This window comes from Salinimicrobium catena (genome assembly GCF_900102915.1).
GTDB classification, from domain to species: domain Bacteria; phylum Bacteroidota; class Bacteroidia; order Flavobacteriales; family Flavobacteriaceae; genus Salinimicrobium; species Salinimicrobium catena.
The window spans coordinates 1-22,287 of record NZ_FNGG01000011.1; the positions used below are offsets into that span (position 1 = coordinate 1).

The window sequence follows — 22,287 nt, forward strand, 5'->3', positions numbered from 1 at the left end:
GGCGGGTTTCACAGCATTTAAAACCTGGCGAAAATTCGCTTCCTATTGTGGAATTGCTCCTTTTCCTCATCAATCTGGTACAAGTATTAGGGGAAAAACAAAAGTTAGTCGCTTAGCTCAAAAGGAAGGCAAGACTTTATTGAGTTTATGCGCAACAACAGCAATCCAATACAATCCGGAGATAAAGACTTTTTATGAGAGAAGAGTGCAAATGGGAAAAAATAAAATGAGTACAATTAACATCATCAGGAACAAGTTATTAGCGCGAGCCTTTGCTGTCATTAAGAGAGGAACTCCTTATGTCAATACAATGAAATTTGCCTCCTGAAAATAAAAAAAAACTATAATAAATAATTTGCTTTAACCATAGGATACAGGCAGGTTCGAAATGACAAAAGTTCTTGGTATAAAATAAACCAAAAACAAGAAACCACAAACCACAAACAACAAACAAAAAACCTAACTAAACAGTTTCTTCTTCCGTAATTCGAAGTTCTGACCTAAATATACTTTTCGCACCATCTCATCTTCAGCCAGTTCCTCAGGAATACCGGCTTTTAGAATGCGGCCCTCAAACATGAGGTATGTTCTGTCGGTGATGGCAAGGGTTTCCTGTACGTTGTGGTCAGTGATTAAGATCCCGATATTCTTATCCTTCAGCTGCGCCACGATTCGCTGAATATCTTCCACCGCCACAGGATCCACCCCCGCGAAAGGTTCATCAAGAAGAATGAAATGAGGGTCGGTGGCCAGGGCCCGAGCGATCTCAGTTCTTCGGCGCTCTCCACCACTTAAAAGATCTCCCCGGTTCTTCCGAATATGTCCAAGGCTGAATTCCTCTATGAGCGACTCCATCTTCATCTGCCGCTCTTTTTTGGAAAGATCGGTTAATTCCAGCACGCTCATGATGTTGTCTTCAATGCTCAGCTTCCTGAATACCGAAGCCTCCTGCGCGAGATATCCTATTCCGTACTGGGCACGTTTGTACATAGGAAACTTGGTGATATTCTCCCTGTCCAGAAAGATCCTGCCACCGTTAGGTTTGATCAGGCCAACGATCATATAAAAAGAAGTGGTCTTCCCGGCTCCGTTGGGACCGAGCAATCCCACGATCTCTCCCTGGTTCACTTCCAGCGAGATCCCTTTTACAACTTCCCGGCCTTTATAGGACTTTATAAGATTTTCTGCGCGTAGTTTCATATTGTTGTCTTTAAAAGAAGAGCATCGTGCTGATTTTTATTTCGGCTTTTTAAAAGATCCTTGAGAGGAAAAGTGGTCAGAGGACAGAGGTCAGTTTACTCTTTGCCCTTTGATCGCAAATACCTTTGTAAGCTTTTGATCATTTTAAAGATTTCCAGCAATAAAATCCTTGATTTCTGATTCTCTTGCTGGGTAATATAACCTCTACGGAAGGCTATTGTGGAACAAGTTACACATTCTCTTAATGAATCATCTGCGGTTTGTAAATATTTATGGAATTGAGCGTCTGTATTTCCTGAACCTTCCGAAGTGTTCAAAGCCATAGAAACTGCAGCACGGATAAATTGAGAAGTAAGTCCGTAAATTTCAGTTTTTGGAAATTTTGCAGCTAACTCATAAGCATGATCTGTAAAGTCCAGAGCTTTTTGATAAACTTTCAGATCTTCAAAATTAAAATGTACTTCCTCCATAACTTCAGATTCAAAATTCTGTCCTCTTTCCTCTGTCCACCGTCCACTAACTCTGTTCGAGTTCCTCCCAATACTCATATGCTCTCCTAAGGTGAGGGATCACTATTGTGCCGCCGACCAGGGTGGCGATGCTAAGTGCTTCCATCACTTCCTCTTTTGTAAGGCCTTCCTTGTAGCTGGTCTCCAGATGGTATTTTACGCAATCATCACACCTAAGCACAGTAGAGGCAACAAGACCTAATAATTCTTTGGTCTTTACATCCAGGGCACCGGCAGCAAAAGCGTTAGTGTCAAGGTTGAATATGCGTTTTATGATCTTATTGTTGTCGCCGAGGATCTTATCGTTCATCTTTTGGCGGTATTCATTGAATTCTTCTACTTGATTCATCTTTTTTGTTTTCTTAGCTTTCTATCTTCTTTTTTGGTCACTATCCTGGCAATAATAATGCTGATCTCGTAAAGCACCAGTACAGGAATGGCCACAATGATCTGACTTAAGATATCCGGCGGGGTAATGATCGCCGATAGGATAAGCACAATGACCAAAGCGAATTTTCGGTATTTCCGAAGGAATTCGGGAGTGACAAGACCTATTTTTGTCAGGAAATAAATGATGATGGGCAGCTCAAAGATCAGGCCAGAAGCCACGACCGAGGACCTGACAAGTGAGATATAGCTGCCAATGTCAAATTCGTTCAACACCACATCACTTACCTGGTATTTTCCGAGGAAATTGATAGACAGCGGTGTAACGAGATAATATCCAAAAAGCACTCCTAAAAAGAACAGCAACGAAGAGATGAAAATGAAGCCCCTGGCAGTGTTCCGTTCATTGGTGTACATAGCCGGAGCAATGAATTTCCAGAATTCGTATAGAACGTAAGGGAATGATATGATGAAGCCTGCCGTAATGGAGGTCCAGATATGCGCGGAAAATTGTCCGCCCATGGTCCTTGACTGGATGGTAAAAGGCATCTCCTCAAAGCAGAAGCCTCCTTCAACACCTACCATGGTCGATAACCTGCACAGGATGTCATAAGTGAAAAAATCGGGATGGGTTGGACCGAAAAGGAGGATGTCAAAAATAAATCCTTTGGCAAGGAAAGCCCCTGTAGCGGCTATGACCACGGCAAGCGTGGCCCTGATAAGGTGCCAGCGCAGCTCCTCCAGGTGGTCCAGAAATGACATTTCCCCGGCATTGTTCTCTACTTTCGCCATTCTTCTAGATGATTCCTTCTCTAATTAGGTTATGCAGGTGCACCACCCCGTAATATTTTCCGTTCTTAACAGCCAATAACTGTGAGATCTTGTTCTCCTCCAAAACATCAAGCGCGTCAACTGCCATGGCATTGTGGTCTATGATCTTGGGGTTTTCGCTCATGATATCTTTGGCTTCCAACCCTGAGATGTCGGTGCTTTTATAAAGCATTCTTCTAATATCCCCATCTGTGACTATCCCCAGGATCTTGTCATTTTCAACCACTGCGGCTACTCCCAGCATCTTTTCGGAGATCTCGACGATCACCTTAGGAATAGGGGTATTGGGAGATACCACTGGTTTTTGATTTTGTTCCGCAATATCGCTCACCCGCAGGTACAGCTTTTTACCGAGTGCTCCTCCCGGATGGTACTTTGCAAAGTCTCTGCTTGAAAAACCACGCAGGTCCAAAAGGCACACTGCCAGGGCGTCTCCCAATACCAGTTGGGCGGTGGTGCTGGTGGTAGGAGCCAGGTTGTTAGGGCAAGCTTCCTTTTCTACAAATGAATTCAGGGTGAAGTCTGCCTGCTGACCCAAAAATGAATCCTTATTTCCGGTTATGGCGATAAGGGTGTTCTTGAAATTTTTGATAAGTGGGACTAGCACTTTGATCTCGGGAGTATTTCCGCTTTTTGAGATGCAGATCACCACATCATCCTTAAGAATAGTGCCCAGATCTCCGTGTATGGCATCGGCGGCATGCATGAAAACCGCAGGCGTTCCCGTCGAGTTCAGCGTGGCAACAATTTTTGTAGCAATTACAGCACTTTTTCCAATTCCTGTAATAATAACTCTACCTTTGCTTTTGTAGATGGTCTCTACGGCCATGGCAAAATTTTGGTCTAATAATTGCTCTAGATTGGCTATGGCTTTAGCTTCAGTTAAAATGGTTTCTTTGGCAACAGAGAGGATTTTTTCTTGAGGTGTCAAATTTGTAGAATTATGAATTGCATGACTTAAAGAAAAACGTATCTTTAATTGTGCAAATGTATGTAAAATTGTAACACAATTGAATGACTTCGCAGGAAATCAACTTACACGAACAGCTTAAAAAATACTTTGGTTTCAGCCAGTTCAAAGGCCTTCAGGAAGAGGTTATTAAGAGTATCGTGAATGACCATAATACCTTTGTGGTCATGCCTACCGGAGGTGGTAAATCCCTATGTTATCAACTGCCCGCCTTGATCAAAGACGGGACGGCAATTGTGGTTTCCCCCCTAATAGCCCTGATGAAAAACCAGGTAGATGCCATCCGCGGAATTTCTTCGGAAAACGGCATCGCGCATGTGCTGAATTCTTCCCTGAACAAGACAGAAGTAAAACAGGTGAAGGAAGACATTACGAACGGAATCACGAAATTGTTGTACGTTGCCCCCGAATCCCTTACAAAAGAAGAGAACGTTGAGTTTTTAAGAAGCGTAAAAATATCGTTTTTGGCGATAGATGAAGCGCACTGTATAAGTGAGTGGGGCCACGACTTCAGGCCCGAGTACCGTAATCTTAGGAACATTGTAAAAAGAATAGGAGAGAATATTCCCATTATTGGGCTAACGGCTACGGCTACGCCCAAGGTGCAGGAAGACATCCTGAAGAACCTGGGCATCACTGATGCCCGTACGTTCAAGGCTTCTTTTAACAGGCCAAACCTTTATTACGAGATACGCCCAAAGACCAAGAATGTCGATGCCGATATCATTCGGTTCGTCAAGCAAAATCAGGGAAAGACGGGAATTATCTACTGCCTTAGCCGAAAGCGAGTGGAAGAACTCGCCCAAACCCTGCAGGTGAACGGAATTTCGGCAGTGCCCTATCATGCCGGACTTGACGCGAAAACTAGGTCTAAACACCAGGACATGTTCCTTATGGAAGATGTAGATGTGGTGGTGGCCACGATCGCCTTCGGAATGGGGATCGATAAACCGGATGTGCGCTTCGTGATCCACCATGATATTCCCAAGAGTATAGAAAGTTATTATCAGGAGACCGGCCGTGCCGGAAGAGATGGAGGAGAAGGGCATTGCCTCGCCTTCTATTCCTATAAAGATATCGAGAAACTGGAGAAGTTCATGAGCGGAAAACCCGTTGCAGAACAGGAGATTGGCCATGCCCTATTACAGGAGGTGGTGGCTTTTGCCGAAACTTCGGTTTCCAGGAGAAAGTTCATCCTGCACTATTTTGGAGAGGAATTCGATGAGAAGACCGGTGAAGGTGCAGACATGGATGACAATGTTCGAAATCCGAAGAAACAGCATGAAGCCGGCTCTGAACTTGAGCTGTTGCTGAAGACGGTGAGAGAGACAAAAGAGCTGTATAAATCCAAGGAGGTGGTAAACACCCTGGTTGGGAAATCAAATGCCGTTATCAAGTCGCACAAGACCGATGAGCATGAACTTTTTGGAAAAGGTAAAGAAAAAGATTCCAAGTATTGGATGGCGCTGTTACGCCAGGCTCTGGTTGCAGGTTATCTGCGGAAGGATATCGAATCCTACGGGGTGGTGAAACTGACTAAGAAAGGCGCCAAATTCCTTGAGAAGCCCTATTCCTTCATGATGAGTGAAGACCATACTTATGAAGTCGATGGTCATGATGGCATTGTGACCGCTGCCAAAGGAGGAGGTGGTACAGATGAGAGGCTGGTGAAGATGCTGAAGGAATTGCGTAAGAAAGTCGCTAAAAAATTGGGAGTGCCACCATTCGTGGTGTTCCAGGATCCGTCCATTGAAGATATGGCGCTCAAGTATCCTGTTTCAGTTGATGAACTGAGCAATATCCATGGAGTAGGAGAAGGAAAGGCCAAGAAATACGGAAAAGATTTCGTGGAGCTCATTGGACGTTACGTGGAAGAGAACGATATTACTCGCCCCGATGACCTGGTGGTAAAAACCACCGGCGCCAACAGCGGACTTAAATTATACATCATTCAGAACGTAGACCGTAAATTGCCTTTAGATGATATCGCTGCCGCCAAGGGCATGGAAATGCCCGACTTCATCAAAGAGATGGAAGCCATTGTCTACAGCGGTACTAAACTGAACATCAATTACTGGATCGACGAGATCCTGGATGAAGACCAGCAGGAAGAGATCCACGAATATTTCATCGATGCAGAATCTGACAGGATAGAAGAAGCCCTTGAAGAATTCGACGGAGATTATGACGAAGAAGAATTAAGGCTATACCGCATCAAATTCATCAGTGAAGTAGCGAATTAAATGTATAAGGTTAAAGGATTTATGAATAACAGCCGGGACGAGAGTTTCGGCTTTTTTTAATGTGCTGTCTGTCATTCATAGCGGAATCAGGCCTTTTTTACCCCTCCACTCCGCTCGAGGAGAAATACTGCAAAAAATTTTAATTTCCTTCAAATCGATCCCGTAGGGATCAGATTTTGGTAGAACGAATTTCCATTCCCAAAAAGTCCCTTAGGGACGGAAGATCATTCCGGATCATTAAAGATATATCGCTCATCATATTCTATGGAATTTTCTTGCAAAAATCTCAGATATTCCTTCCGAAATGATCTTTTTAAATGATGCTCCTCCTGATTTGCTATGTAGGAAATTATTCGGGGGATCTGTTGTTTTGAATAAGAAAATGCACCATACCCTTCCTGCCATGCAAACTTTTTATTTGTCAGCTTTTGCTCATTTATCCACTTTGAGGAGCTACCTTTAATATCCTGCAGGAGGTCAGAAATAGATTGATTCGGTCGCATTCCCACGAGGATGTGCAAATGATCTGCCATGCCATTAATGATGATCATTTTATGACCATTCCGCTGAACGATACCCGTAATATATTGATAAAGGCGATCTTTCCATTCTTGCTTGATCAATGATTCTCTGTACTTAACGGCGAAAATAAACTGTATGTGGATCTGTGTGTATGTATTTGGCATGGTTTAGATGGTTCGCAAATCTGAATTTACTATATTTTAGGATATCCTTTCGTCCCTACGGGACTTTATTTGGTTTTACCATTACTTCCTACCCATGTCTTGTCCCTACGGGACTGCGATAAAAAATAATCTTATTCAACACTTTAATTTTCATCTTAATCCCGTAGGGGTTAAAGATCTGTAGTAGAAACAATCTGCAGACCCTTTTAGTCCCGTAGGGAAGGCAGATATTAAATTAAGATTTAAATTAAACTGCATAAGAGCTAAATAGTAGTTTTAGCTTGTAAAAAAGTTTATGAGAATAGAAATTCATTTCTTTTAATATAAAATCTTCATTCTCCTAATTTCCCTCCTTTCACTATTCCTTATACCTTAAACATTATTCATTTCTTTATCTTTGCCTTTTAACTTAAAACAACGACATGAACGACGGATTATATGCAAAATTCCATACCTCTAAAGGAGAGATCCTGGTAGAGCTTGAATATGATAAAACACCGGGAACAGTTGGGAACTTCGTAGGCCTTGCAGAAGGAAACCTGGAGAACGAAGCAAAACCCCAGGGAAATCCATATTATGACGGACTGATCTTTCACCGTGTGATCCCCGATTTTATGATACAGGGAGGAGATCCTAAAGGAACAGGAGTAGGTGGTCCCGGATATCAATTCGAAGATGAGATCCACCCCGACCTGAAGCACGACCGCCCCGGAATCCTTTCTATGGCGAACGCTGGGCCGGGAACCAACGGAAGCCAGTTCTTTATCACGCATGTGGCAACGCCATGGTTGGATGGGAAACATACTGTCTTTGGACATGTGATCGAAGGGCAGGATGTGGTTGATGCCATTAAGCAGGGAGACAAGATCGAGAAGCTGGAGATCATAAGAGAAGGAGAAGCTGCAAAGAATTTCAATGCCGTGGAGACCTTCAGACAGTTCAATGGTGCAAAAGCAGAAAGAGAAGCCGCAGCCAAAAGGCAGCAGGAAGAACTAATGGGCGAACTGGCACAGGGATTTGAAAAGACCAGCAGCGGACTTCGTTATAAAATGGTTTCTGAAGGGAACGGTAAAAAAGCCGAAAAAGGTAAAACAGTGTCTGTTCATTATAAAGGAATGCTGGCAGACGGAACAGTTTTCGATTCCTCGTACAAAAGAAAACAACCTATTGAATTTCCTTTGGGAAAAGGACATGTTATTGAAGGTTGGGATGAAGGAATCCAGTTATTGAAAGAAGGTGATAAGGCACGCTTCGTGATCCCTTCTCATCTTGGTTACGGCGCGAGAGGTGCTGGCGGAGTGATACCTCCAAACGCTACTCTTGTTTTCGACGTTGAGTTGATGAAGGTAAAGTAAGAAGCACTCAATAAAATAAAATGAAACCTCAGTTTCCGTAAGGGAGCTGAGGTTTTTTTAATTTTAGCCACTAGCCACTAGCCACTAGCCACTAGCCATTAGCCATTAGCCATTAGTCGATTACTTTTACTGATCACCAATCTCCAATTAACCGTTCTCAAGGAATTAATCCGGTTGCGGGGTTAATTTTAAATAAGGTTTTACTTCTTTATAACCTTTTGGGAACATGGATTTTGCCTCTTCGTTCGAAACTGATGTGCTAATTACCACGTCATCACCTTCTTCCCAGTCTGCAGGAGTGGAAACCTTGAACTTCCGGGTGAGCTGTAGCGATTTTATCACTCGCAGTAATTCCTTGAAATTTCTTCCGGTACTGGCGGGATAGGTGATCATAAGCTTTATGGTCTTTTCCGGATCGATCACATAAACAGATCGTACGGTTTGCGTATCGTCCTCTTCTGGGTGGATCATATCGTAAAGTCTTGAAACTTTTTTATCCTCATCGGCAATAATGGGAAAATTCACGGTTGTCTTTTGGGTCTCATTGATGTCATGGATCCAATCCTTGTGAGATTCCAAGCCATCCACGCTCAGTGCAACCACTTTTACATTTAGCTTATCAAATTCTTCCTTGTATTTTGCTGCAGCTCCAAGTTCAGTGGTGCAGACCGGGGTGAAATCGGCGGGGTGCGAAAAAAGAATTCCCCAGCTGTCTCCCAGGTAGTCGTAAAAATTCATCTTTCCTTCTGAAGTTTCCGCGTCAAAATTGGGTGCCTTATCTCCTAATTTCATGATAATTTCTTTTTGTGGTTATTCAGTTTAAAATTACAGAATAAACAGGTCAACACCCTGAAGTTCAGGGATTAAAATTATCATAAAAAGAAGGGTGGTTAAGGCCTGTATTTCCATTTGATCCCGCAGCCTACACTGGGTTTCTGAGGTCCGGGGACCGGGCGGCTGTTCAGGATGGCATCCAGGGCTTCCCGTAGCTCCCTACCGTTAACCGGAATCCCGTTTCCGGGGCGGGAACTATCCAGCTGCCCGTGGTAGATCAGGGCAAGGTCCTCGTCAAAAACATAAAAATCAGGCGTACACTCTGCCTTGTAATCCCAGGCTACTGCCTGGTCACGATCATATAAATAAGGGAAGGTGAAGTTGTGTTTACGGGCGAATTGCCACATGAGATCGGGGTGATCTTCAGGATATTGTTCCACATCGTTGCTGCTGATAGCGGCAAAACCAAAGCCCAGCACGCGATAATCGTTGGCGACCCGCACCATTTCGTCAACCACATGTTTCACAAAAGGACAATGGTTGCAAATGAACATGATCACGGTACCTTTTTCGCCCCTAACATCCTCCAGGGAATAAAGGTTAGCCGTGACTGCGTCAGGTAGTTCAAAATCTGCAGCTTTAGAGCCAAGTGGAAGTTTATTTGATGCTGTTTCAGCCATTTCTTCGGAAATTATCGGGTCTTGAAAATACGAATTTCTACCGGAATTTTTTAAAATTCCTATCTTGTTCAGGTTAAACTGAAAAATATGAGAACATTAGACGAGTGGTTCTCGGAATATGCCGTGAGCCACCAGAACGAGACCAATAAGGCCATACACTATATTTGTGTACCAGCTATTTTCTTTTCCATTGTAGGTTTGTTGATGAGCATTCCGCCGGGCCCCTTAACAGATATCTTCCCAATGTATATTCCTTTTTTGGAGAACTGGGCTGTGGTAGTGCTGGTTCTGGTGCTACTGTTCTATTTTAGGCTCTCGGTGAGTATGGGTTTCAAGATCCTGATCTTTGCCGGACTGTGCATAGCCGGGAATTACTATTTGTCAATGGTCGCGCCGCTGTGGATAGCTTCTTTGATTATATTCGTCGTCGCCTGGATCGGTCAGTTCTACGGACATATAATAGAGGGCAAGAAACCTTCATTTTTGAAGGATATTCAGTTTCTGCTTATCGGTCCGGCCTGGGTGATCAAGAAGGTTTTTGGGTGAAGGTAGATTTTAGAAGTACGAAGTTAGAAGTGGGAAGTCAGAAGCTAGAAGCTGGAAGCTGGAAGCTGGAAGTTGGAATCCAATTCCCGTCAGAGACTTGAATCTCTTCGTGCTCTTCATTTTAAACTTTTTGAACTTCGTGTTATTTTTTGTGCGCCCTTTGCGGGAGCTTTTGCGGTCTTTGCGTGAAAAAATCTTTGCTTTCCTCTATGATGGATAGAAATTTCGTGCTTATCTGCAGGTAACGAGTGATCGTACTTCTTTATAATTCGTGGATTCGTGGCAAAACTCAAAACACTTCTAAAAACGCTATTTTTGAAAGGAACCCAAAAACTTAAAAAACCGTGAGCGAACATATTACTTGGAATGACTTCGAAAAAGTAGAAATGCGGGTAGGTACCGTACTCGAAGTTTCAGATTTTCCCGAAGCCCGAAACCCCGCGTATCAATTAAAGATAGATTTTGGTCCGGAGATCGGCATTTTGAAATCCTCTGCCCAGATCACCCGTCGCTACTCCAAAGATGATCTTTTAAACAGGCAAATCGTTGCTGTTGTGAACTTTCCGAAGAAACAGATCGCCAACTTCATGAGCGAATGCCTGGTGCTGGGAGCGGTGGGCAAGGAGAACGATATAGTGCTTCTTAACACTGATTTTGAGGTGGAAAATGGCTTGAGAGTGGGTTAAACCCTCAGCCTTTTTTATATTTGCCGCTATGAAGATTGCCGGGATCATTCTTTCCATACTTGTTTTAATGCTGAATGCCGTTCCCTGTTGTTGGGACAGTGATTCAAAGGAGGAACCTTTGGAACAACATTCGGGTGAGGCATCCTGTTCGCCCTTTCTAAGCTGTGGGAGCTGTACAGGTTTTGTGCTGCAGGAAGAGCTTCCCGGGATAGATCTCTATGCTCAGCCATCTGTTTCAGAAACCATCTTTCCTGAAACCCCGTTTCAATCAGATTTTTCTGAAGCCATCTGGCAGCCGCCACGCTTCATTAATGAACTTCCGTTTTCCTAGACCGAAGGTCATAGCCTTCTCAATTACCACAATTATTTAAACAAAGAACATGAATCTTAAACACTTTACGGTGTTTGCCGTGATGCTGATATCATCACTGGTGAATGCCCAAAACAGGTTTGAAGCGCATATTTATGACGCCCAAACCAATAGCCCGTTAACAGGGGCAAATGCAGCAATAAAAGGTACCACCCTTGGTGCAACAACCAATAAGGAAGGATTGATCGTCCTTGATAATGTACCTGATGGAAAACAAACCATCGTCATCAGTTTTGTAGGATATGAAACCCGTGAGATGGAGTTTGAATTTTCTATGGAAGCCAAAGAGCCGGTAGTGATCTATCTTTTTCCGAAGGGGGAGGAGATGGATGAGGTGATCATCTCTGCCACCCGTTCCAGGAGAACCATTGCCGATCTGCCAACCCGGGTAGAAGTGATCTCGGGTGAGGAACTTGGCGAAAAAGGGAATATGAAGCCCGGCGACATCAGGATGTTGCTGAATGAAACTACCGGGATCAGGACCCAGCAAACCTCTGCCACGTCCTATAATTCCAGCATAAGGATACAGGGACTTGACGGAAAATACACTCAGCTGCTAAAAGATGGATATCCCTTATACTCCGGATTTTCCGGGGGCTTGAGCCTTTTACAGATCGTACCGCTTGACCTGCAGCAAGTAGAAGTGATTAAGGGAGCCTCCTCAACTTTATACGGGGGAGGGGCTATTGCCGGACTGGTGAACCTGGTTTCCAAAAAGCCCACAGAAGAGGGGGAGCTTAACTTTTTGCTGAACGGAACATCTGCCCTGGGGCTTGACGTGAGCTCATTTTATTCCAACAAATGGGATAAGATAGGAACCACCGTGTTTGCTTCCTATAATTACGGGAATCCTTATGATCCTGCCGACACTGGTCTTACAGCGATTCCGGAGTTTAATCGGTATACAATTAATCCACGACTGTTCTATTATTTCAACGATCGCACCACTCTTGAAGTAGGGGTGAACACTGTGATAGAGGAAAGAACCGGCGGAAATATCGATTTTATTGAAGGTGAACAGGTGCAGGATCCTTATTTTGAACGCAACAACACCGAACGTATTACCACCCGTGCAGGATTTGACCAGTATTACCTGGATGGTTCCTATTTGAGTGTCAAGAACAGTTTCAGCTTTTTTGAAAGGAAGATCGAGATCCCAGACTTTGTCTTTTCCGGGGATCAATTCGCTTCATTCAATGAGGTGGCTTATAACTTCGGAAGCCCTGACCTGGAATGGATCGCAGGGCTTAACCTGAATGTTGACAGCTTTGAGGAAGATCCCAATCCGCAATCTCAGGTTGTGGATTACAACCATATTACCTACGGTGCTTTCCTGCAGAACAACTGGAGCGTTTCCCAAACCTTTAGCCTGGAAACAGGATTACGGGCAGATTATCAGAACGAATACGGGTTCTTCCTGTTGCCGCGACTTTCGGCCATGTTCGATTTTTCTGAAAATGTCACCGCCAGGGTAGGCGGAGGCCTGGGGTATAAGACTCCATCTATTTTTACTGAAGATGCCGAAAGGATACAGTTCCAGAATGTATTGCCGATCGATGTTTCTCAAACCGAAGCCGAAAGATCTACCGGACTTAACCTGGATGTGAACTATCGAACCGAACTTTTCGAAACGGTAGATTTTAGCCTGAATACTTTGCTTTTCTATACCAGGGTTGACGATCCGTTGATCTTGAGTAATGCAGGAGGAGAATTCTATGAGTACACTCAGCCGGAAGGTTATATTGATACCAAGGGACTGGAGGCCAATATGAGGTTTGGATATGGTAATTTTAAACTTTTCACCGGCTATACGCTGGCTGATGTCAACAGGCATTACGGCGGAGAGACAACCGAGATGCCTTTGGTAGCACAGCACCGTCTTAACAATGTGCTGGTGTATGAAATCGAGGAAAGTCTGGTAATTGGTCTTGAGGGATATTATTATGGTCCGCAGGAGCTCGGTGACGGTACTACCGGGCAGGATTACTGGATCTTTGGTTTAATGACCGAAAAGAAATGGGAGGATTTTTCCATCTTCCTGAACTTCGAGAACTTTACCGATACCCGCCAAACCGGTTTTGACACGATCTATACCGGTTCTATCTCAGATCCTCAGTTCAGGGATATCTACGCTCCCGTTGATGGTTTTATTATCAATGGAGGTGTAAAGATCAGGTTGTAAATTCGAAATCAAATTCGGTTAACCCCCGGCTTCAGCCGTGGGTAAAAAGAAAAGGTGTCAAAAATTCCATTTTTGACACCTTTTCTTTTTAATCAATTCTGGAATTCCAGTAGAGAAATCTTAAATTTAAAGCTATGGACAACAAGTTCAAAAAACGGCTTAATTATGCTCTCATTCTCAGCATGATCACTATAGGTTACAACACCCTGGAAGGTGCGATTTCCACTTTCTTTGGTGCCAGCGATGAGACTTTAGCACTCTTCGGGTTTGGGCTGGACAGTTTTGTGGAAGTACTCTCGGGTGTAGGGATCGCGCATATGATCTACAGGATGAAAAAACGGTCCGTGGTGGAACGCGACAGCTTTGAGGTGACCGCGCTAAAAATAACCGGCACAGCTTTGTACATCCTTGCCGCCGGACTGGTAGTGGGAGCCGTACTGGCAGTGGTCAATCGGTCTGAACCCGAGACAACCCTGGCCGGGATCATCATTGCAGTTCTGTCTATACTTACCATGTACTTTTTATACCGGGAGAAGATCAAGGTGGGGAAAAAGCTGGACAGCCAGCCCATTATTTCAGATGCCAAATGCACCAAAACCTGTTTTTATCTTTCATTCATTCTGCTAACGTCAAGTCTGCTTTATGAACTTTGGGAGATCCCGTATGTGGATGCCCTGGGAAGTATCGGGATCGCATGGTACGCGTGGAAAGAAGGCAAAGAAGCCTGGGAGAACGCCAGGACAAAAAGCCTGAGCTGCAGCAGTGATTGTTGTTAGAACAGCCCTCGGCTTCCCGGGGATTTAATATTAATTATAACATATTTTACGGGCTTTAGCCCAAAAAAGAGAGGCTCTAAAAATCGCATTTTTGGAGCCTCTCTTTATTTGAGATAATCTCAATACTCAATACTAACTACTCAATACTACATCACATTTCGTCCCCAAAGAAGATCGCGTTCATGAGCAGTTTATTGGTGCCATACCAGAACGCCCTGAAGTTTGTGTTATCGGTGAACAGGATCACATTTCCTCTGCCAATGGAGGTGTGCTTGAACGGCACAGTTCCCGGAAGAAGTTCCAGGTTCTCTTCACTGATATATCCGCTTAATAGCGGTTCTTCGGTATATTTTATAGGGTTCTTATAAGAGGTGGAATCTGCTTTGACAAAAATGGTAGTGTCTCTGAAAAGGGCCAGTTTATCATCCTTATACCCGAAGTTGATAGGGTGGGAGCGGTCCAGTTTGGCTTCAAAAATAGCACCGCCTATTCCCTGTGCGCCATGGAAATCCCGCCGCTGCTCAAAAGAGACATTTTTGGCAGTAATTTCATTTTCTTCGAACTCCAGGTCCATGAACTCATTCTTGTCCAGCCAGTTCGCGGCATTTTTATAACCTATCAGAGTTCCGCCATTCCTGACCCATTCCTTTAATTTTCCGGCTTCTTTTCCACCCACGGCGCTGCCCCAGGAGTTCGGAAGAATGATATCGGTATACCTGCTAAGGTCTGCCCTCGAAAAATCGGAAAGGTCGAGTTTGGTGATCTTCATATCGTACCGCTGATCGAACAGGTGCCACATTTCTCCCGCGTCATAAGGAGTAATTCCGTCACCTACGATCATGGCCACCTTTTGAGGCTCCAGCGCCCTGAACTGGTTGCTTCCTAAATTTACTCCGCCGGTGAGACCCGTATTGACAGCTGAGATCTCCACGTTGGCCGATCTTGACGCTTTTTCTATGATCTCATAGATCTCATCAGGATTGAGTTTCTGGTTTTGGGCCGGGATAAGAATGCTTCCGTAATCATATTCTCTGTCACCTGCCCAGAATTGCTGCATGGCTACCTTGGCCCGTAATCCCTTATTTAGGATCTCGTTCAATACTTTTGGCGCTTCGTAAGGATGCCACTCCATTAAATAAGCGTACTCGCTTTTTTCAGGAGTTGCAATTTCGGGCTTAGTGAGTTTGTCGATCTTTTGACCGGCGTATTTCATAGAAGCTTCTTCTGTAAAATCTACATTGAAGGCCAGTGGAAAAGACCAGGCAGAAATGTCATAGAAGAGGCTGTCTTCAAAAGTGGTCCTTCTTTCGAACATGGCTTTTAAAAGCCTGTTGTGTTTTTGTTGCTTCGGGACAAGATAACTGCTTCCGGTCTTAAAGGTCTTCCCATTTTTGCTGAACTGTTCTTTTACCTCGTGCAACTCCACCTGGTGGCGCTTCAGGATTTCAGCAAGATGATAAGCTGAAGCAGCGTCTTTAGGATTTCCGAAGGCGTAGGCACCCTTCTCAGCTTCATTGCGGGCGTTCTTATAGAAGTTTCTTTGATAATCTAAGAGTTCCGTCCTCATTTCCTGCGCGGCTTTCAAGGTAGAAAGCGCTGCGGTGAACTGGTTGCGGATGGTGAACGGGAAGGTCAGGATGCCGTTGTCGGTTTCCTGGGCGTGGCCCCTGGAGCTGCCCTGTTCAAAAAGAATCCCAATACTTCCCTGGATATCAGGGAAGGTAGAACCTTTTCCGTAGTAGAAATCGTCATAGTTTTCCTCAGTATAATACAAAGAGCCTATATCATCAAAAGCGGCCGCGTGGTAGGTGCCGATCTCCTTTGTGAGCTCCTGGTTAAGATCGGGAGTGAGGGGATGGGTCCTTGAGGGAATTCCCGGCTGAAAGAAGAACGAGGAGTTCTTCCCCATTTCGTGATGATCTGTAAGGATGTTGGGATACCAATTGTGAAAGGTCTCGATCCTGGCCTGGCTTTCTGGTAATTGTACCGGAAGCCAATCGCGGTTCATGTCAAACCAGTAGTGGTTGGTTCTTCCTCCGGGCCATACTTCGCTGTATTCCCTGTCTTGCGGATCAGGATTAATGTTCTCGCTCTTGTTGGTATTAGCCCAGTATGAGAATCTTTGCAGCCCGTCCGGATTGAAGACCGGGTCGAAAAGGATCACGGTATTTTTGAGCATTTCTTCTATTTCAGGACCTTCGGCCGCTGCTAAATGATAAGCGACAAGAATTCCGGCGTTCGCGCCACTGGCTTCATTTCCGTGGATGGAGAACCCCTGGTTTACCACAATGGGCATTTCTGAAGTGTTCAGTTTTTCAGCTCCCGGCTCGGTAAGGGCCACATGTTGTTTACGGATCTCTTCCAGATTGGCGTGATTGGCTTCCGAAGTGATCGTCAACAGGATCAAAGGACGGCCTTCATAGGTGGTGCCGCGGTTTTCCAAAGTGATCCTGGGTGAACTTTCGGCAAGTGCTCTCATGTAATTGAGGATCTGGTCATGGCTGGCGTGCCATTCTCCAGGAATGTATCCCAGTACTTCCTGGGCTTTTGGAATTTCATCATTATAGGTTACACCTTTTGGCAGGTAATAGGAAAGATCGAGCTTTTCCTGGGCAACAGCATTAAAAGCGAGCAGGAAGCTCAATGCAAATAACAGTTTTTTCATGAAATAAATTTTTGGAGCCTAAATATAAAAAAACCGCCCTAATTGCTCAGGACGGTTCAGATTATTGAAAGTATCAATTAAATATCGTCGAAACTAATGTCAGTGAAATTTGCGGCAGAAGCGGTTTCAGCCGTTTTCTCCTCATCATACTCCTTCTTGAAGTTCTTTTGGTGGCGCTCGCTGATCACTTCTTCTCCTTTTTCCTCAAGAATATAATCGGTCATTTCTTGAAGGATTTCGTTGAATCCGGCAAAATCTTCTTTATAAAGGTAGATCTTATGCTTTTTGTAGTGGAAAGACCCGTCTTCGTTGGTGAATTTTTTACTCTCTGTGATAGTTAGATAGTAATCGTTAGCCTTGGTAGCCCTAACATCAAAAAAATAGGTGCGTCTTCCGGCTCTTAAGACTTTGGAAAAAATCTCTTCTTTTTCAATCGTTCCATTGTCGCTCATAATCAAATGTCTTTTACGGTTTGTAACTCACTTCAAAAATCCAAAAAAAATTAACATTCCGCAACAAATTTTTACATTTCTTTTTCACTTAGTTGTTTCAGGTAAAGTTCTTTGTAGTAGCCATCTGTGCTCAATAATTCCTGATGCGTGCCTTGTTGTACGATTTTTCCGCCTTCCAAAATTATGATCTTATCGGCATTTTTTATAGAAGATATTCGATGGCTCACAATGATGGTGGTCTTATTTCGGGAGATCTTGAAGAGATTTCCGAGGATTTCTTCCTCAGTCTCAGTGTCTACTGCGGAAAGAGAATCGTCAAAAAGCAGGATCTGCGGATCATGAATGATCGCCCTGGCAATGGAGACCCTTTGTTTTTGTCCGCCCGAAAGGGTGATACCTCTTTCTCCCAGAACAGTATCATAGCCTTTGCTGAAGCCTACGATGTTGCGGTGAACCGCGGCGTTCTTCGCCGCTTCAATGATCTCCTTCACGGTAGCATCGGCCTTCCCGAACCTGATGTTGTTCTTGATGGAATCGCTGAAGAGGAAAGCATCCTGCGGTACATAGCCAATGCTGTCGCGCAGGTCCTTGAGGTTAATGTTCCTGATGTCCTTTCCATCAATGCTTATCTCACCTTCGGTCACATCATAAAGCCGGCCAATAAGTTCCAGAATAGTGGATTTTCCTGAACCGGTCTTCCCAATGATCGCGAGGGTCTGACCTTTTTCCACTTCAAAAGAGACATTTTTCAAAGCGGTGATATTGGTGTCCTCATAGGTGAAAGTGACATTTTTAAAAGCCACTGTTCCAACCACTTTTTCGGGTTTGGTGGTTGGGTTAAGTATCTGCGGAATTTCCTTCAGGAACTCATTGATCCTTTTCTGAGAGGCTTCGGCCTGCTGCACTATAGAAGTAACCCAGCCTACGGTAGCTACCGGCCAGGTAAGCATGTTCACGTACAGCAAAAATTCCACGATGATCCCCAGGTTATCTATTTCGCCGTTGATGAACTTGCGGCCGCCAATGTAGATGACCAGGATGTTACTGGCGCCTATCAACAATATCATAAGGGGAAAGAAGAATGCCTGCACCTTCACCAGGTCGATGTTCTTTTCTTTGCTGCCGTTGGAAAGTTCAACAAAGCCTGTGTTGGTCTGTGGTTCCAGCCCATAGGATTTGATAACCGAGATTCCGCTGAAGCTTTCTTGTGTAAATGTGTTCAGCTTTGACAGGTATTGTTGTACAATAGTGCTGCGCTTATTGATGGCCACGCTCAGCTTATAAATGGCAAAAGAGAGGATAGGCAGGGGCGCGATGGTGTACATCGTTAATTCAGGAGCCTGGGAGAACATGTATGGGATCACCACAATGAAAAGAACCCCGGTCTGCACGCTGTACATGATTGCAGGGCCCAGGTACATCCGCACTTTAGAGACATCTTCGCTTATGCGGTTCATAAGATCGCCGGTACGGTTCTTTTTGTAAAAGTTCAGGGAAAGGTCTTCGTACTTCTGAAAAACCTCATTTTTAAGGTCGAATTCGATATGCCGCGAAACCACGATAAAGGTCTGCCGCATCAAAAACGTAAAAAAAGCAGCCAGTAAAGTAGCTCCTAAAATGAGCAGGATATTGGTCATCAGCTCAGATTTTACTTCAGCAGCAGAGATAATTTCCCCGTTCACGTATTTTTCGATCGCGTTTGTGGATTCTCCTATGAACCTGGGCGTCAGGATCGCGAAAATACGGGCGGCAATGGTGATGAAGAGCCCCACAATGAGGTGCCATTTATATTTGACAAAATATTTATTTAGATGCTTTAATTCTTTCATAGCGGAGGAAACCTCTTAATTTTCGCAATTCCTTATTTATCAAAGGAAATAATCAATTCAAATTGAAATATTGCTTATTTTTGCCCTATAAATTTTTCGATTCACGAAAATCCAACATTTTTTAATTTAAAGTTATGACAGTGGATGTTCTAAAGGCAAATGAACTTAAAAAAGCCGCTCCGGTCTTTGGGCAGCTTTCTTTTGATGACCACGAACAAGTGGTTTTTTGCAATGACAAAGATACAGGTTTAAAGGCAATTATTGGAATTCACAACACAGTTTTGGGGCCTGCCCTGGGTGGAACCCGTATGTGGAACTACAACAGTGAATGGGATGCTTTGAATGATGTGCTAAGGCTTTCCCGCGGAATGACCTTTAAAAGTGCCGTTACCGGATTAAACCTTGGTGGTGGTAAGGCTGTGATCATAGGAGATGCCAAAACCCAGAAGACGCCTGAGCTGATGCGCAAATTCGGAGAGTTTGTTCACTCTTTAAGCGGAAAGTATATCACTGCGGAAGATGTTGGAATGGAAACTGCCGATATGGATACTGTTCGCGAAGTGACTCCTTATGTCACCGGAATTTCTGAAGATAAGGGAGGTGCTGGAAATCCTTCTCCTATCACTGCTTACGGTGTTTATATGGGAATGAAGGCTGCTGCCAAGTTCAAATATGGTTCAGAAAATCTTGAAGGTAAATCTGTACTGGTGCAGGGGATAGGTCACGTTGGAGAATCTCTTGTAGATCATCTTTCAAAAGAGGGAGCTAAAGTATTGATCAGCGATATCAATGAAGAGCGCCTGCAGCAGGTGAGCAAGCAATATGGTGCTGTTATCTTTGAAGGTGCAGATGTGTATGGTGCCAATGTTGATATCTACGCGCCATGTGCTTTAGGAGCTACCGTAAATGATGATACCATTGACCGCTTCAAGGCTTCTATCATTGCCGGTGCTGCCAACAATCAGCTGGCCGATGATACCAAACACGGGATCATCCTAAGGGAAAAAGGAATTGTATACGCACCGGATTTCCTTATTAATGCCGGAGGGATCATCAATGTTTATGCTGAACTTGAAGGATATGGAAAGAAGGAGATCATGGAAAAGACAGAGAATATTTACAATACAACTCTTGAGATCCTTAATAATGCAGATGCCAACGGCATCTCCACTCATGAGGCTGCATTGAAAGTTGCCCAACAGCGAATCGCCGACAGAAAAAATCAGCGATAAGCTAAGGCCTTTTTCAATTTAATAGTATTTTTGCGGGGCGAAAGGATTTTCCTTTCGCCCCCTATAATTTTAAAAAAGTTCTTTTACAGCTATGTTGACCAGAAGACATATCCGGGTTAAAGTAATGCAGTCTTTGTACGCCTACTCCCAAAGTGAAAATGATGAAATGAGGTCAGAGGAAAAATTTCTTCTGAAAAGTATGGATGAGATGTACGATCTGTATCTTTTGCTCCTTGATCTGTTCGTAGAGATACGGGATCATGCAGCCGATTACATTGAGAAATCTCAGCAGAAACATTTGCCTTCTGAAGAAGACAGGGATCCGAACCGCAGGTTCGTAGACAACGAGATCTTTGCCCTATTAGACCAGAATACCGGTTTGCAGAACGGGCTGGAAGCAAGGAAGCTCAATAACTGGAAGCATGATGATGAGTACGTGGGAATCCTGTGGAATGAGATCAGGAACAGCGAGATCTACAATGAATACATGGCCTCCAGGACCGGAACCTTTCAGGAAGACAAGGATTTTGTGATAAGGATCTTCAAAGAGGTGATCGCTCCCAATGAAAAGCTGTACGACTATCTTGAGGACAAGAAGATCACCTGGGTAGACGATCTGCCGCTGGTGAATACGGCCATAGTGAAGATGCTTCAGAAGCTAAAATCGGGAAAAGAACATGCGCTTTCCCGTCTTTTCAAGAATTCAGACGACAAAGAGTACGCTGTTCAGCTTTTCAGAAAGACATTGCTGAACGATGAAAGCCTCGCGGCCGAGATGGAAGGCAAGACCCCCAACTGGGATAAGGAGCGTATAGCAGACCTTGATACTATTCTAATAAAGATGGCGATCTGTGAATTTTTAAAATTTCCATCCATTCCGGTGAAGGTGACTATTAACGAATATTTAGAAATTGCCAAGGAATACAGTACTCCTAAAAGTAGTATTTTTATCAACGGGATCCTTGATAAACTCTCAAAAGAGTATAAAGAGGAAGGCAAACTGAACAAAATAGGCAGGGGTCTTATGTAGTCCTGAATATTTTTATAATTTTATCACTTTTAACCATTAAATGTAAATCATGAAAAAAGGAATCTTATTTTTAGCAGTCGTTGCAGCGATGGTCTTCACTTCGTGCAAAGATAATGCAACCGACAAAGTGAAAGCAGAGAATGTTGAGGAAGCTGCGGCACGTGACGCACAGGAAGTTGTGTATCCTGCAATGACTTTTGACGAAACAGAACACGATTTTGGAACTATCGAGCAGGGTACTAATGTAGAGCATACCTTTACTTTTACCAATACCGGTAAAGCTCCATTGGTGATCACCAATGCGACCAGCTCTTGCGGGTGTACCGTTCCTACCTGGACAAAAGAACCTATCGCTCCCGGTGAAAAAGGAGAAATGGTTGTGAAGTTCAACGGTAGCGGACAAAACCAGGTTACCAAGACCGTAAACATTACTGCGAATACCGAGGCCGGTAAAGAACAATTAAAAATCAAAGCTTTCGTGAATCCTAAAGACACTCAGTCTTAATAACAGGATTACCAGAGCAACACCTTATCTATGGATCAATTAACCCAGTTTGCCCCAATTATTTTAATGTTCATTGTGGTGTATTTTTTTATGATACGCCCGCAAATGAAACGTGCAAAACAAGAAAAACAATTTTCTTCTGAACTAAAAAAAGGAGACCGCATAGTTACTAAAAGCGGGATGCACGGAAAAATAATTGATTTTAGTGAAAAACAGAATGCTGTAATTATTGAAACCGGAGCAGGAAAGATCACTTTTGACCGTTCTTCCATTTCTATGGAAATGAGTCGTAAGCTGAACGAACCTGCAAAGGAGAAATAATCATTTCACAGTTAAGCATAAAAAAAGGCCGGATCTTCCGGCCTTTTTTTGTGAATGA

Annotated in this window: 23 protein-coding genes; 12 read left to right on the forward strand and 11 right to left on the reverse strand. The window is 43.9% G+C overall.

The annotated features are described in order from the left end of the window. The coding region (locus BLS64_RS13725) for a transposase (protein WP_143019332.1) at positions 1 to 328 on the forward strand (328 nt) is incomplete at its 5' end. A gap of 131 nt (positions 329 to 459) precedes the next feature. Here BLS64_RS13725 and lptB read toward each other — a convergent pair. The 5 genes from lptB to BLS64_RS13750 form a co-directional block, all read right to left on the reverse strand. Then, the gene (gene lptB / locus BLS64_RS13730; RefSeq protein WP_093114255.1) at positions 460 to 1,200 is read right to left on the reverse strand and encodes an LPS export ABC transporter ATP-binding protein; all 741 of its coding nucleotides are present in this window, start codon (positions 1,198 to 1,200) and stop codon (positions 460 to 462) included. Between the two features lie 95 nt (positions 1,201 to 1,295). Beyond that, a complete protein-coding gene (locus tag BLS64_RS13735; protein ID WP_093114257.1) occupies positions 1,296 to 1,670 on the reverse strand; it encodes a four helix bundle protein in 375 nt (124 codons plus the stop codon). 46 nt (positions 1,671 to 1,716) lie between these two features. Beyond that, positions 1,717 to 2,058: a carboxymuconolactone decarboxylase family protein gene (locus BLS64_RS13740; RefSeq protein ID WP_093114259.1), complete on the reverse strand. Its 342-nt coding sequence runs from the start codon at positions 2,056 to 2,058 to the stop codon at positions 1,717 to 1,719. Then, positions 2,055 to 2,888, reverse strand: a complete 834-nt coding sequence (tatC, locus tag BLS64_RS13745) for a twin-arginine translocase subunit TatC (RefSeq protein ID WP_093114260.1) — start codon at positions 2,886 to 2,888, stop codon at positions 2,055 to 2,057. The genes BLS64_RS13740 and tatC overlap by 4 nt, the downstream gene beginning before the upstream one ends. Positions 2,889 to 2,892: 4 nt before the next feature. Beyond that, positions 2,893 to 3,858 carry a KpsF/GutQ family sugar-phosphate isomerase gene (locus tag BLS64_RS13750; RefSeq protein WP_093114261.1) on the reverse strand — a complete coding sequence of 322 codons (966 nt, stop codon included), beginning with the start codon at positions 3,856 to 3,858 and terminating at the stop codon, positions 2,893 to 2,895. An 83-nt stretch (positions 3,859 to 3,941) separates the two neighbouring features. On the opposite strand from BLS64_RS13750, the gene BLS64_RS13755 reads away from it, so the two are divergent. Beyond that, a complete protein-coding gene (locus tag BLS64_RS13755) occupies positions 3,942 to 6,140 on the forward strand; it encodes a RecQ family ATP-dependent DNA helicase (RefSeq protein ID WP_093114263.1) in 2,199 nt (732 codons plus the stop codon). A gap of 224 nt (positions 6,141 to 6,364) precedes the next feature. Here the strand turns inward: BLS64_RS13755 and tnpA are convergent, their stop codons facing one another. After that, positions 6,365 to 6,826: an IS200/IS605 family transposase gene (gene tnpA, locus BLS64_RS13760; protein WP_093114265.1), complete on the reverse strand. Its 462-nt coding sequence runs from the start codon at positions 6,824 to 6,826 to the stop codon at positions 6,365 to 6,367. 422 nt (positions 6,827 to 7,248) lie between these two features. Here tnpA and BLS64_RS13765 point away from each other — a divergent pair, with 422 nt between their 5' ends. After that, positions 7,249 to 8,181, forward strand: coding sequence for a peptidylprolyl isomerase (locus tag BLS64_RS13765; RefSeq protein ID WP_093114266.1), 933 nt, complete (start codon positions 7,249 to 7,251; stop codon positions 8,179 to 8,181). Between the two features lie 165 nt (positions 8,182 to 8,346). Here BLS64_RS13765 and BLS64_RS13770 read toward each other — a convergent pair whose 3' ends face one another. Continuing rightward, a complete protein-coding gene (locus tag BLS64_RS13770; protein ID WP_093114268.1) occupies positions 8,347 to 8,973 on the reverse strand; it encodes a peroxiredoxin in 627 nt (208 codons plus the stop codon). 98 nt (positions 8,974 to 9,071) lie between these two features. Continuing rightward, complete coding sequence (locus BLS64_RS13775) at positions 9,072 to 9,635, reverse strand: thioredoxin family protein (RefSeq protein WP_093114269.1); 564 nt, start codon at positions 9,633 to 9,635, stop codon at positions 9,072 to 9,074. Positions 9,636 to 9,722: 87 nt separating this feature from the next. Here BLS64_RS13775 and BLS64_RS13780 point away from each other — a divergent pair, with 87 nt between their 5' ends. The 5 genes from BLS64_RS13780 to BLS64_RS13805 all read left to right on the forward strand — a co-directional run bounded on the left by BLS64_RS13780 (position 9,723) and on the right by BLS64_RS13805 (position 14,195). After that, positions 9,723 to 10,181: an Mpo1 family 2-hydroxy fatty acid dioxygenase gene (locus tag BLS64_RS13780; protein ID WP_093114271.1), complete on the forward strand. Its 459-nt coding sequence runs from the start codon at positions 9,723 to 9,725 to the stop codon at positions 10,179 to 10,181. 344 nt (positions 10,182 to 10,525) lie between these two features. Next, the gene (locus tag BLS64_RS13790; protein ID WP_093114274.1) at positions 10,526 to 10,867 is read left to right on the forward strand and encodes a tRNA-binding protein; all 342 of its coding nucleotides are present in this window, start codon (positions 10,526 to 10,528) and stop codon (positions 10,865 to 10,867) included. Positions 10,868 to 10,895: 28 nt separating this feature from the next. Then, positions 10,896 to 11,198: a hypothetical protein gene (locus BLS64_RS13795; RefSeq protein ID WP_093114276.1), complete on the forward strand. Its 303-nt coding sequence runs from the start codon at positions 10,896 to 10,898 to the stop codon at positions 11,196 to 11,198. Between the two features lie 49 nt (positions 11,199 to 11,247). Further along, a complete protein-coding gene (locus tag BLS64_RS13800) occupies positions 11,248 to 13,419 on the forward strand; it encodes a TonB-dependent receptor (RefSeq protein ID WP_093114278.1) in 2,172 nt (723 codons plus the stop codon). Between the two features lie 134 nt (positions 13,420 to 13,553). Then, positions 13,554 to 14,195 carry a cation transporter gene (locus tag BLS64_RS13805; RefSeq protein WP_093114280.1) on the forward strand — a complete coding sequence of 214 codons (642 nt, stop codon included), beginning with the start codon at positions 13,554 to 13,556 and terminating at the stop codon, positions 14,193 to 14,195. 151 nt (positions 14,196 to 14,346) lie between these two features. On the opposite strand, the gene BLS64_RS13810 is transcribed toward BLS64_RS13805, so the two are convergent. From BLS64_RS13810 to BLS64_RS13820, 3 genes are all read right to left on the reverse strand, one after another. Then, positions 14,347 to 16,860: a M14 family metallopeptidase gene (locus BLS64_RS13810; protein WP_093114282.1), complete on the reverse strand. Its 2,514-nt coding sequence runs from the start codon at positions 16,858 to 16,860 to the stop codon at positions 14,347 to 14,349. A 77-nt stretch (positions 16,861 to 16,937) separates the two neighbouring features. Beyond that, complete coding sequence (locus tag BLS64_RS13815; protein ID WP_093114284.1) at positions 16,938 to 17,312, reverse strand: PUR family DNA/RNA-binding protein; 375 nt, start codon at positions 17,310 to 17,312, stop codon at positions 16,938 to 16,940. Positions 17,313 to 17,383: 71 nt separating this feature from the next. Continuing rightward, positions 17,384 to 19,141: an ABC transporter ATP-binding protein gene (locus tag BLS64_RS13820; RefSeq protein WP_093114285.1), complete on the reverse strand. Its 1,758-nt coding sequence runs from the start codon at positions 19,139 to 19,141 to the stop codon at positions 17,384 to 17,386. 134 nt (positions 19,142 to 19,275) lie between these two features. On the opposite strand from BLS64_RS13820, the gene BLS64_RS13825 reads away from it, so the two are divergent. The 4 genes from BLS64_RS13825 (at position 19,276) to yajC (ending at position 22,229) form a co-directional block, all read left to right on the forward strand. Beyond that, positions 19,276 to 20,373 carry a Glu/Leu/Phe/Val family dehydrogenase gene (locus BLS64_RS13825; protein ID WP_093114287.1) on the forward strand — a complete coding sequence of 366 codons (1,098 nt, stop codon included), beginning with the start codon at positions 19,276 to 19,278 and terminating at the stop codon, positions 20,371 to 20,373. 91 nt (positions 20,374 to 20,464) lie between these two features. After that, entirely contained in the window at positions 20,465 to 21,403 is a 939-nt protein-coding gene (nusB, locus tag BLS64_RS13830; protein WP_093114289.1) for a transcription antitermination factor NusB, read from the forward strand. Between the two features lie 49 nt (positions 21,404 to 21,452). After that, a complete protein-coding gene (locus tag BLS64_RS13835; RefSeq protein WP_093114290.1) occupies positions 21,453 to 21,908 on the forward strand; it encodes a DUF1573 domain-containing protein in 456 nt (151 codons plus the stop codon). A 30-nt stretch (positions 21,909 to 21,938) separates the two neighbouring features. Further along, positions 21,939 to 22,229, forward strand: a complete 291-nt coding sequence (gene yajC / locus BLS64_RS13840) for a preprotein translocase subunit YajC (RefSeq protein ID WP_093114292.1) — start codon at positions 21,939 to 21,941, stop codon at positions 22,227 to 22,229. Positions 22,230 to 22,287: the final 58 nt, after the last annotated feature.